Raw genomic sequence first — 11,098 nt, forward strand, 5'->3', positions numbered from 1 at the left:
ATTAAAATACATAACGAGTCCGGACGCAATGGCTGACGGGCGATTTACCCCCTATGGACAAGGTTATTGGTAAAACACCTCTTCATCGGACATCCGTTCTTCTATGCGGGTAGCGACCTTCTGCAGCGAGGCGAGATACTTTTGCGCCGCCTGGTCAATGGTCATGGCTTTGGCCATATAGACCAGGTTCAGGCAGCCGATAACCCGCTGCCGACGGCGAACGGGAACGGCAATGGAGGCGATTTTCTCCTCCTGCTGCCAGCCGCGAAAGTTTTCACCGTAGCCGTTTTGCCGGGTGCGTTCGAGAATGGCGGCCAGTTTTTCCGGCTCGCGCGCCAGCTGATACTCCGCTTCCGGGCGGGCAGCCAGCATATCGATGATCGGGCGTCGTTCGTGTTCCGGCGCGAAAGCCAGCCAGGTTAACCCGGAGGCGGTCAGCAGCAGCGGCAGGCGGCGGCCGACCATTGCCCGGTGGAAGGAGAGGCGGCTGAAGCGGTGGGTGGTTTCGCGCACCACCATCGCATCAACGTCCAGGGTGGTGATATCGGTCGGCCATAAAACCTCGCGCAGCAGCTCGCCAAGCAGCGGCGTGGCGAGGGCAGAAATCCAATGTTCGTCACGAAATCCCTCACTTAACTGACGCACTTTAATCGTCAGGCGAAAGCTGTCATCGGAGCGGCTGCGGCGCACGTAACCCTCATCCTGCAGCGTTTCCAGCAGCCGCCTGACGGTCGTACGATGCAGACCGCTAAACTCGGCCAGGGTGCTGACCGTCGCGCCTCCGTCGAATTTATTTAACAAATTTAATAACAATAATCCGCGGCTCAATCCGCGTACCGTTTTGTATTCCGCCGACGAATTCTCGTTCATGCATCCTCAATAAAAATCAGTTTAAACAAGCTTGTGCACCAGGTGCACATCAGGTGATGTTTTGATTGTAGCGTAAATCGCCAACCCTATACTGACCTCACAATAAAAATAAATTCACATTTAGTTAACAAATTGCCTCACTGACATTAGTGCAGTGGCGGCAATTTGTCCGAAGCGTGAGGTTTTGAAAATGACAACATCCAATCCTGATATCCAGCCCGCCGTACAGCACAGCGCGCAGGTCGCGATTGCCGGCGCCGGCCCGGTTGGCCTGACGATCGCCAACTACCTCGGGCAGATGGGCGTCAGCGTGGTGCTGATCGAGAAGCTCGAGTCGCTGATCGATTATCCCCGCGCCATCGGTATCGACGATGAGGCGCTGCGGGCGATGCAGGCCGTGGGGCTGGTAGATAACGTGCTGCCGCATACCACGCCGTGGCACGCGATGCGCTTTCTCACCCCCAAAGGGCGCTGCTTTGCCGATATTCAGCCGATGACCGACGAGTTTGGCTGGTCGCGCCGTAACGCGTTTATTCAACCGCAGGTCGATGCCGTGCTGTACGACGGACTCAGCCGCTTTCCCCACGTGCGCTGCCTGTTTTCCCGCGAAGTTGAAGCCTTTAGCCAGAATAGTGACGGTGTCACGTTAAATGTTAAAGGCAGCGGCGGCGAGCGGGAAACCGTTCGCGCCGACTGGCTGGTGGCCTGCGACGGCGGAGCCAGCTTTATTCGCCGCACGCTGAATATTCCTTTTGAAGGGAAAACCGCGCCGAATCAATGGATTGTTATCGATATTGCCAACGATCCGCTGGCGACGCCGCATGTCTATCTGTGCTGCGACCCGGTGCGCCCGTACGTCTCCGCCGCGCTGCCGCACGGCGTCAGGCGTTTCGAATTTATGGTCATGCCCGGCGAAACCGAAGCCCAGCTCAGCGAGCCGCACAAGATGCGCCAGCTATTGAGCAAAGTGCTGCCGGACCCGGATAACGTCGAACTGATTCGCCAGCGCGTCTATACCCATAACGCACGCATCGCCGAACGCTTTCGCGTCGATCGCGTGCTGCTGGCGGGCGACGCGGCGCACATCATGCCGGTCTGGCAGGGACAGGGTTACAACAGCGGTATGCGCGATGCTTTTAACCTGGCCTGGAAACTGGCGCTGGTGGTGAACGGCAAAGCCGGAGAGGCGCTGCTGGACAGCTACCAGCAGGAGCGGCGCGATCACGCCAAAGCGATGATCGACCTGTCGGTCACCGCCGGCAACGTCCTGGCGCCGCCGAAACGCTGGCACGGCGCGGTGCGCGACGGAATTTCGTGGCTGCTGAATTATCTGCCGCCGGTCAAACGCTACTTCCTTGAAATGCGTTTCAAGCCGATGCCGCAGTACCGCGACGGCGCGCTGCTGGCGGAAGGCGAAGGCAAAACGTCTCCGGTTGGCAAAATGTTTATCCAGCCGAAGGTCACGCTGGAAACGGGGCAGGTGACGCTGCTCGATGAGGTGATTGGCGCCAGGTTCGCCATTATCGCCTGGGGCTGCAATCCCCGGTGGGGGCTCACCGACGAGCAGATTGCGCGCTGGCGCGCGGTCGGGGTGCAGTTCATTCAGGTCGTGCCGGAAGTACAGATTCATTGCGATCAGGACAACGTGCCCGGCGTTATCCGCGTGGGCGATACGCAAAACCGCCTGAAAAACTGGTTCGCGCAGCACGATACCGCCATCGCCGTGGTGCGTCCGGATCGCTTCGTCGCGACCGTGGCTATCCCGCAAACCCTCGGCAAAAAGCTCAACGCGCTGGCGAGCAAGATGCAGGTGGCCTCCGCGCAAGCGCCAACCGTGATTGAACAGGTGGCCTGATATGAACGCTTATCTTCATTGCCTCTCGCATACGCCGCTGGTGGGTTACGTTGACCCGGAACAGGCGGTGCTGGACGAAGTTAACGGCACCATTGCCGACGCGCGGGCGCGTATTGCCGCTTTCGATCCGGAGCTGGTGGTGCTGTTTGCCCCCGATCACTACAACGGCTTTTTCTACGATGTGATGCCGCCGTTCTGTTTAGGCATCGGCGCAACTTCTATCGGCGATTTCAGCAGCGCCAGCGGCGTTCTGCCGGTGCCGACGGCGCTGGCGGAGGCCTGCGCCCACGCTGTGATGAAGGAGGGCATCGATCTGGCGGTCTCCTACTGCATGCAGGTGGATCACGGCTTCGCGCAACCGCTGGAGTTCCTGCTCGGCGGGCTGGATACGTTGCCGGTTCTGCCGGTGTTTATCAACGGCGTGGCGTCGCCGCTGCCGGGCTTTCAGCGTACCCGCATGCTGGGCGAAGCCATCGGCCGCTTTCTGACCACCCTCAATAAACGGGTATTAATCCTCGGCTCCGGCGGCCTGTCGCATCAGCCGCCGGTACCGGAGCTGGCGAAGGCCGATGCCCATATGCGCGACCGGCTGCTGGGCAGCGGCAGGCAGCTGCCGCCGGACGAACGGGAACTGCGCCAGCAGCGCGTGATTAGCGCGGCGAAGCAGTTTATCGAGGATCAGCACTCGCTCTATCCGCTCAATCCGGTCTGGGATACCCGCTTCATGAGCCTGCTGGAGCAGGGGCGGCTGGCGGAGCTGGACGCCGTCAGTAACGAAGAGCTGTCGGCAATGGCCGGGAAATCAACGCACGAAATTAAAACCTGGGTGGCCGCCTTTGCCGCGCTATCCGCATTTGGCCGCTGGCGCTGCGAAGGTCGCTATTACCGACCAATCCCCGAGTGGATTGCCGGGTTTGGCTCGCTGAGCGCCACAGTGCAGAACTGAATTAACGGGAGAATATGATGAGCTACCAACCGCAAACCGAAGCCGCCACCAGCCGCTTTCTCAACGTGGAAGAGGGCGGAGAAACATTACGCATCCATTTTAATGACTGCGGCCAGGGTGACGAAACCGTGGTGATGCTGCACGGCTCCGGCCCCGGAGCTACCGGCTGGGCCAACTTTAGCCGCAATATCGACCCGCTGGTGGAGGCGGGCTATCGGGTCATTCTGCTGGACTGCCCCGGCTGGGGGAAAAGCGATGCTATCGTCAGTCGCGGCTCCCGCTCCGACCTGAACGCCCGGGTGCTGAAAAGCGTCATTGATCAGCTGGATATCAGCAACGTGCATTTGCTGGGCAACTCGATGGGCGGACACAGCGCGGTGGCCTTTACCCTCAGCTGGCCGGAGCGCGTCGGCAAACTGGTGCTGATGGGCGGCGGAACCGGCGGCATGAGCCTGTTTACGCCGATGCCGACGGAAGGCATCAAGCTGCTGAACGGCCTGTATCGCGAACCGACCATCGAAAATCTGAAAAAGATGATGAACATCTTTGTTTTCGATACCCGCGATCTGACTGACGCCCTGTTCGACGCGCGTCTCAACAATATGCTATCGCGCCGGGAGCATCTGGATAATTTCGTCAAAAGTCTCGAAGCCAACCCGAAGCAGTTCCCGGACTTTAGCCCGCGTCTCGGCGAAATCCGCGCGCAGACACTGATCGTCTGGGGGCGTAACGATCGCTTCGTGCCGATGGACGCCGGGCTGCGCCTGCTGGCGGGCATTAACGGTTCTGAACTGCATATCTATCGCGACTGCGGCCACTGGGCGCAGTGGGAGCACGCGGAGAGTTTTAACCAACTGGTGCTCGATTTTCTGGCACGTGCCTGAGGAAGCCGAATGACAACTTTATCTCTTGAACACCTGGCGCAACGGTTGCGTGAGGCGGAAAGTCGCGGCCAGGCGATTGAACCGCTGCGATCTCTCCTCGGCGTCGACAACGCCGAAGCGGCCTATGCTATCCAGCGGATGAACGTGCAGCACCACGTGGCGAACGGCCGCCGGGTGGTGGGACGCAAGGTGGGATTGACCCATCCTAAAGTGCAGCAGCAGCTGGGCGTTGACCAGCCGGACTTCGGCACCCTGTTTGCCGACATGTGCTACGGCGATAACGCCAATGTGCCGTTCTCCCGGGTGCTGCAGCCGAAGGTGGAAGCCGAAATCGCCCTGGTGCTGAAACAGGATCTGCCGCATGCCGATACCACTTTTGATGAACTGTACGCCGCCATCGACTGGGTGCTGCCGGCGCTGGAAGTGGTCGGCAGCCGTATCCGCGACTGGTCGATTGGCTTTGTCGATACGGTCGCCGATAACGCCTCCTGCGGCGTTTACGTTTTGGGCAGTCCGGCGCGGCGCCCGGATGGGCTGGATCTGAAACATTGCGTGATGCGCATGACCCGTAACGAGGAAGAGGTCTCCAGCGGGCGCGGCAGCGAATGCCTTGGCCATCCGCTGAACGCGGCGGTGTGGCTGGCGCGCAAAATGGCCAGCCTCGGCGAGCCGCTGCGGGCGGGCGATATCGTGCTCACCGGAGCGTTAGGCCCGATGGTGGCGATTACCGCCGGCGATCGTTTTATCGCCCATATCGACGGTTTAGGTTCAGTGGCGGCGACCTTTGTCGCCGAAGAGGAACAGCGTGATGAGTAAACGTAAAGTCGCCATTATCGGCTCCGGCAATATCGGCACCGATTTAATGATCAAAATTCTGCGCCACGGGCAGCACCTGGAGATGGCGGTGATGGTCGGCATCGACCCTGAGTCCGACGGCCTGGCCCGCGCCCGGCGTATGGGCGTCGCCACCACCCACGAGGGCGTTGGCGGGCTGATGCAGATGGCGGAATTCGCCGATATCGATGTGGTTTTTGACGCCACCAGCGCCGGGGCGCACGTGAAAAACGACGCCGCGTTGCGGGAAGCCAAACCGGGGATCCGCGTGATCGACCTGACCCCAGCGGCCATCGGCCCGTACTGCGTGCCGGTGGTCAATCTCGAGGCCAATCTTGCCGAGGGTAACGTCAATATGGTGACCTGCGGCGGCCAGGCCACTATCCCGATGGTGGCGGCGGTATCCAGAGTGGCAAAAGTGCACTATGCAGAGATCGTCGCCTCGATTGCCAGCAAATCTGCCGGTCCGGGGACGCGCGCTAACATTGATGAATTTACCGAAACCACCTCGCAGGCCATTGAGAAAGTGGGCGGCGCGGCGAAAGGCAAAGCGATTATCGTGCTGAATCCGGCGGAGCCGCCGCTGATGATGCGCGATACCGTTTATGTCCTGAGCGAAGCGGCATCGCAGCAGGCGGTTGCCGAGTCGATCGCCGAGATGGCGGCGGCGGTGCAGGCCTATGTGCCGGGATATCGCCTGAAGCAGCAGGTGCAGTTTGAGGTGATCCCGGAAGATAAACCGGTGAATCTGCCGGGCGTCGGCCGCTTCTCCGGCCTGAAAACGGCGGTTTACCTCGAGGTCGAAGGGGCGGCGCACTATCTGCCCGCTTACGCGGGTAACCTCGATATTATGACGTCGGCGGCGCTGGCGACGGCGGAAAAAATGGCCCAGGCGATGAATGACGCAGCGGGAGAGGCAGCATGAACGGCAAAAAACTCTATATCTCCGACGTGACTCTGCGCGACGGGATGCACGCGATTCGCCATCAATACTCACTCGACAATGTACGCCAGATTGCCCGGGCGCTGGATAGCGCGGGAGTGGATTCAATCGAAGTCGCCCACGGCGACGGCCTGCAGGGTTCCAGCTTTAACTACGGCTTCGGCGCGCACAGCGACCTGCAGTGGATTGAAGCGGCGGCGGAGTCGGTCAGCCAGGCGAAGATCGCGACTTTACTGCTTCCCGGCATCGGTACCCTGCATGACCTGAAAAATGCGTATCAGGCAGGCGCGCGGGTGGTGCGCGTGGCCACCCACTGCACCGAGGCGGATGTTTCCGCGCAGCATATCGCCTTCGCCCGCGAGCTGGGCATGGACACCGTCGGCTTCCTGATGATGAGCCATATGACCACTCCGGAGCAGCTGGCGCAGCAGGCGCTGAAAATGGAATCCTACGGCGCGACCTGTATCTACGTTGTCGATTCCGGCGGGGCGATGAATATGCGCGATATTCGCGATCGTTTCCGCGCCCTGAAATCGGTGCTGAAGCCGGAAACCGCCACCGGGATGCACGCACACCATAACCTGAGCCTCGGCGTCGCCAACTCCATCGCCGCGGTGGAAGAGGGCTGCGACCGCATCGACGCCAGCCTGGCGGGGATGGGCGCCGGTGCGGGCAACGCGCCGCTGGAGGTGTTTATCGCCGCCGCCGATAAGCTCGGCTGGAATCATGGCACCGATCTGTATGCCCTGATGAACGCCGCCGATGAGCTGGTGCGCCCGCTGCAGGATCGCCCGGTGCGGGTTGACCGCGAAACGCTGGCGCTGGGCTATGCCGGGGTTTACTCCAGCTTTCTGCGCCACAGCGAAGTGGCCGCCGAGCGCTACGGCCTGAGCGCGGTGGATATCCTCGTCGAACTGGGCAAACGGCGGATGGTGGGCGGTCAGGAGGATATGATCGTCGACGTCGCGCTGGACCTGCTCAATCGTCATCAATAAAAGCAACGCGCGGCTGGCAACGTATCAGCCGCCATTTACCTGCTCCGCTTGTCCGGATATCGCAAAGGTACCCTATGACCCAAACAACGACTGCAAGCAATTCGCGCCTGATGTTAACCGTCGGGCTCTGTTTTATGGTGGCCCTGATGGAAGGGCTGGATCTCCAGGCGGCGGGCATCGCCGCCGTCGGCATGGCGCAGGCGTTCGCGCTGGATAAAATGCAGATGGGCTGGATTTTCAGCGCCGGGATCCTCGGCCTGCTGCCCGGCGCGCTGGTGGGCGGCATGCTGGCGGATCGCTACGGCCGCAAGCGAATTCTGCTCGGCTCGGTGCTGCTCTTCGGCCTGTTCTCAATCGCCACCGCGCTGGCATGGAATTATCCGACGCTGCTGCTGGCGCGCCTGTTAACCGGCGTCGGGCTTGGCGCGGCGCTGCCGAATCTGATTGCTTTAACCTCCGAGGCCGCGGGTCCTCGTTTTCGCGGCAGGGCGGTCAGCCTGATGTACTGCGGCGTGCCCATCGGCGCGGCGCTGGCGGCGGCGTTGGGCTTTTTCGGCCTTGCCGCGGCCTGGCAAACGGTGTTCTGGGTCGGCGGTATCGTTCCGCTGCTGCTGGTGCCATTATTGATGCGCTGGCTGCCGGAATCGCAGGCGTTTCGGCGCAGCGCACAGGGCGTGCCGCTACGCACGCTCCTTGCGCCGGGCAACGCCGCCGCTTCTCTGCTCCTGTGGTTGTGCTATTTCTTTACGCTGCTGGTGGTCTATATGTTGATCAACTGGTTGCCGATGCTGTTAGTTGGCCAGGGATTCAGCCCCAGCGAGGCGGCGGGGGTGATGTTTGTCCTGCAGTTCGGCGCCGCCTGCGGGACGTTGCTGCTGGGGGCGCTGATGGATAAGCTCAGTCCGCTATGGATGTCGCTGCTAATTTATATCGGCATGCTGGCGTCGCTGCTGGCCCTGGGAACCGCGTCCTCGCTGACCGCAATGCTCTTCTCCGGCTTTGTCGCCGGCCTGTTTGCCACCGGCGGCCAGAGCGTGCTGTATGCGCTGGCTCCGCTGTTCTATCGCACCGAAATCCGCGCCACGGGCGTGGGAACGGCGGTGGCGATTGGCCGTCTCGGCGCGATGAGCGGTCCGCTGCTGGCTGGCAAAATGCTGGCGCTGGGCACCGGCACCGTCGGGGTGATGGCGGCGTCCGCCCCCGGCATTCTGCTGGCGGGCGTGGCGGTGTTCTGGCTGATGAGCCGACAAAAGCGCGCCGCGCTGGCCTGAGCATTTTCGTTTATTCCCGGGGACGGCGCGGTAAACCCGCGCCTTGCCCGGGCTACCGGCCCGCAGCAGTTTGTTGCTTGTAGCCCGGCTAAGCGCAGCGCGAGCCGGGGCGCTGTCCTTCGCCTTGCGCATCTCTCTACTTTGGCATAGGTTAAATCATCATCCATTGATTCTTCCTGGCATCATGTCTTTTACCTCCCGCTTACTGAGCACTATCCCCGGCATCCGGTATGCCTTTCTCGACGTCCATGAAACCGCCGCCTTTCCCTATAGCGAAATGGCGCCAGTTAAACTGGTTCACAGCAACATCGTGCATGAGTATCTGGCGCCGCAGGCGGAGCGACCCCATGCCGATGCGATGTTTACCGCCCTCAGCGGGCAAAAGATAGGGGTAGTGACCGCCGACTGTCTGCCGCTGCTGATGGCGTCGCGCGATGGGCGCTATATTTGTAGCGTCCACGCAGGCTGGCGCGGCGCGGCCAGCGGAATTATTGAAAATAGCCTGGCGTTGTTTCAGCGTTATCACGTCGCCCCGCAAGATCTGGTGGTGGTGAGCGGGCCGCATATTCACGCCTGCTGCTACGAAGTCACCGCCGACTTCTATCAGGCTCTGCTGGCAATGCCCGCAGGCGAGCTGGCAAAGCGCCATCGGGAGCAGCTCTTCCTGCCCCATCAGGCGGCGTCAGTGGGGGAGCAGGCGCAAGCGACCGCTGACGACAATGTCTGGTTCGATCTGCGGGCCTTTGCCCATCTCCTGCTGCGCAGCGCGGGGGTGCCGGAAGAAAACATGGAGTGGCTGGGGAGCTGTACCTACTGCACGCCGCAGCTGCTGGGGTCGTTTCGTCGGCGCACGCATTTCCCGGCGCCGAAGTCATTTCAGTACTCATGGATCATGCGCGAACCTGATAGTGCGGGCCGATGAGACGAAATGATATTTGATGATGTGTAACATCGGCGGGCGTTTGCTATCTCTGCACTCCTTCAAACAAGGAGGATTGCAAAATGAAATTGAACCCGTTCGCTTTAACTCTTGCGCCGCTGCTGGCCGCCGGCGCGTTTTCTGCTCATGCCGGCCCGCAGGCCCACGTGGTCTGCGCTTATCACCATACGTTGGGCGATGACGCCATTATGATGTTCGGCAAACCGAATCAGGCTATGTGGCATGATTTTTTTGGCAACACCCATACTGACGCAGTGTCGACCTATCAGACGCTGCGCGACCAGCCGGAAACCACCTGCGATAACAAAGCCGACAGCTCCGCCTACTGGGCGCCATCGCCGAAGCTGCCTGACGGTCAGGTGGTCGCGCCGGCTTATCAAAAAACCTACTACCAGACCAGCAAAGTCGAACAGCATCCGCTGCATCCGTTCCCGGCCGGTCTCGAACTGCTGGCGGGCGATCATCACGGTTCTGCTCCCAGTTCGCGCATTACCTTTCTCTGCGCCAACGGCAATGGCTATACCAATAAGGCCGATCAGATTTGCGGGCTGCGCAAAGCGGGGGATGCGGTACAGTTTAATATCGGTATCCAGTTCCCCAACTGCTGGGATGGCGTCAACCTGAAACCGACGCACGGCCACAGTAACGCGACATACGACGTCAATGGCGCCTGTCCAGGCGATTACCCGGTGAAAATTCCGACCGTAAACATGAACGTGGCATACGTTCTGCCGCAGATAAAAACGCTGGATACGGCAAAAATTCAGCTTTCGATGGATCCGGTCATGGACGGCGACAAGCGTCAAGAGCGCTGGGGCAGCATCTATACGGCGCACGCGGATTTCATGAACGGCTGGACGGTTGAGGCAGCGCACTATATGACCGAGCGCTGCATGAATAAGGGGATCGACTGCGGCAGCGCGGTGCCTTATGGCTTCTCCACGGTAGAGGAGAACGCGCTGGTGGACAGCACCGAGCCGACGGTGACCCATGCCGCTCCGGAAAATCTGGTGGTCAGCGATAACTGGAAAAACGGCGGGCGCACGCATAACCCGGAAACCATGACGCTGGTGAAATTCCCGATCCCGCCGCTGCCGCAGGGTCAGGACGCTTCGCTGTTTAAATATCAGTTGCGGATCTACGGTGGAAAAGTGGAAACCAACGGCGCGGATCAGATTTTCCTCTATCCGGCGAGCAACGACTGGAGCGCAAACAGCGTGACCTGGAATCATCGTCCGTCCTGCAACTACAGCTCTGATGGGGTTTTGTATCTTAATTCAAAGCGTGAATACCGGACGATCGATGTTGATAAAGCGGTGCGCAAGGCGCTGGCTGAGGGCAAAACCGAGATCTCGTGGTATATCGGCGGAGACCGTCAGGGCAACCGCTATCATTTCGATCCCGCGGGGTCGCAGCAGGAGCCGATGCTGATGCTGATGGGCTTTAAAAATACGCCGGAGATCTGATCGCGGCTATACCCCGGGAGCAGAGTGCAGTGCGGCATAATTTCCCGGAGGCGATGCTGCGCATCTGTCCGGGCTACGGGATGGCAGATGGCGG

10 protein-coding genes are annotated in these 11,098 nt (G+C 60.7%); 9 read left to right on the forward strand and 1 reads right to left on the reverse strand.

Annotated elements, in window-relative coordinates:
- Positions 1-63 precede the first annotated feature (63 nt).
- The gene (locus tag ABLV75_RS10970; protein WP_004102888.1) at positions 64-870 is read right to left on the reverse strand and encodes a DNA-binding transcriptional regulator; all 807 of its coding nucleotides are present in this window, start codon (positions 868-870) and stop codon (positions 64-66) included.
- A gap of 190 nt (positions 871-1,060) precedes the next feature.
- Between ABLV75_RS10970 and ABLV75_RS10975 the strand changes: the two genes are divergently transcribed.
- The 9 genes from ABLV75_RS10975 (at position 1,061) to ABLV75_RS11015 (ending at position 11,004) form a co-directional block, all read left to right on the forward strand.
- Positions 1,061-2,725: a bifunctional 3-(3-hydroxy-phenyl)propionate/3-hydroxycinnamic acid hydroxylase gene (locus tag ABLV75_RS10975; RefSeq protein ID WP_004102885.1), complete on the forward strand. Its 1,665-nt coding sequence runs from the start codon at positions 1,061-1,063 to the stop codon at positions 2,723-2,725.
- A gap of 1 nt (position 2,726) precedes the next feature.
- The gene (gene mhpB / locus ABLV75_RS10980) at positions 2,727-3,671 is read left to right on the forward strand and encodes a 2,3-dihydroxyphenylpropionate/2,3-dihydroxicinnamic acid 1,2-dioxygenase (RefSeq protein ID WP_004102884.1); all 945 of its coding nucleotides are present in this window, start codon (positions 2,727-2,729) and stop codon (positions 3,669-3,671) included.
- Positions 3,672-3,688: 17 nt separating this feature from the next.
- Positions 3,689-4,555, forward strand: a complete 867-nt coding sequence (mhpC, locus tag ABLV75_RS10985) for a 2-hydroxy-6-oxonona-2,4-dienedioate hydrolase (RefSeq protein WP_023329810.1) — start codon at positions 3,689-3,691, stop codon at positions 4,553-4,555.
- A gap of 9 nt (positions 4,556-4,564) precedes the next feature.
- A complete protein-coding gene (gene mhpD, locus ABLV75_RS10990; protein ID WP_024274311.1) occupies positions 4,565-5,371 on the forward strand; it encodes a 2-keto-4-pentenoate hydratase in 807 nt (268 codons plus the stop codon).
- Positions 5,364-6,314, forward strand: a complete 951-nt coding sequence (mhpF, locus tag ABLV75_RS10995) for an acetaldehyde dehydrogenase (RefSeq protein ID WP_047719763.1) — start codon at positions 5,364-5,366, stop codon at positions 6,312-6,314. The genes mhpD and mhpF overlap by 8 nt, the downstream gene beginning before the upstream one ends.
- The gene (mhpE, locus tag ABLV75_RS11000) at positions 6,311-7,327 is read left to right on the forward strand and encodes a 4-hydroxy-2-oxovalerate aldolase (protein WP_004102867.1); all 1,017 of its coding nucleotides are present in this window, start codon (positions 6,311-6,313) and stop codon (positions 7,325-7,327) included. Before mhpF ends, mhpE begins: the two co-directional genes overlap by 4 nt.
- Before the next feature lie 74 nt (positions 7,328-7,401).
- Positions 7,402-8,598: a 3-(3-hydroxy-phenyl)propionate transporter MhpT gene (gene mhpT, locus ABLV75_RS11005; protein ID WP_004102866.1), complete on the forward strand. Its 1,197-nt coding sequence runs from the start codon at positions 7,402-7,404 to the stop codon at positions 8,596-8,598.
- 184 nt (positions 8,599-8,782) lie between these two features.
- Positions 8,783-9,520, forward strand: coding sequence for a polyphenol oxidase family protein (locus tag ABLV75_RS11010; protein ID WP_023329807.1), 738 nt, complete (start codon positions 8,783-8,785; stop codon positions 9,518-9,520).
- 80 nt (positions 9,521-9,600) lie between these two features.
- Positions 9,601-11,004: a DUF1996 domain-containing protein gene (locus ABLV75_RS11015; RefSeq protein WP_348854941.1), complete on the forward strand. Its 1,404-nt coding sequence runs from the start codon at positions 9,601-9,603 to the stop codon at positions 11,002-11,004.
- Positions 11,005-11,098 lie beyond the last annotated feature (94 nt).

Origin of the sequence: Klebsiella sp. CN_Kp066 (assembly GCF_040065135.1) — a bacterium.
Taxonomy (GTDB): domain Bacteria; phylum Pseudomonadota; class Gammaproteobacteria; order Enterobacterales; family Enterobacteriaceae; genus Klebsiella; species Klebsiella oxytoca.

Coding starts and splice junctions, on each gene's coding strand:
- ABLV75_RS10970 (WP_004102888.1), bottom strand. CDS start 870: ATGAACGAGAATTCGTCGGCGGAATACAAAACGGTACGCGGATTGAGC.
- ABLV75_RS10975 (WP_004102885.1), top strand. CDS start 1,061: ATGACAACATCCAATCCTGATATCCAGCCCGCCGTACAGCACAGCGCG.
- mhpB (WP_004102884.1), top strand. CDS start 2,727: ATGAACGCTTATCTTCATTGCCTCTCGCATACGCCGCTGGTGGGTTAC.
- mhpC (WP_023329810.1), top strand. CDS start 3,689: ATGAGCTACCAACCGCAAACCGAAGCCGCCACCAGCCGCTTTCTCAAC.
- mhpD (WP_024274311.1), top strand. CDS start 4,565: ATGACAACTTTATCTCTTGAACACCTGGCGCAACGGTTGCGTGAGGCG.
- mhpF (WP_047719763.1), top strand. CDS start 5,364: ATGAGTAAACGTAAAGTCGCCATTATCGGCTCCGGCAATATCGGCACC.
- mhpE (WP_004102867.1), top strand. CDS start 6,311: ATGAACGGCAAAAAACTCTATATCTCCGACGTGACTCTGCGCGACGGG.
- mhpT (WP_004102866.1), top strand. CDS start 7,402: ATGACCCAAACAACGACTGCAAGCAATTCGCGCCTGATGTTAACCGTC.
- ABLV75_RS11010 (WP_023329807.1), top strand. CDS start 8,783: ATGTCTTTTACCTCCCGCTTACTGAGCACTATCCCCGGCATCCGGTAT.
- ABLV75_RS11015 (WP_348854941.1), top strand. CDS start 9,601: ATGAAATTGAACCCGTTCGCTTTAACTCTTGCGCCGCTGCTGGCCGCC.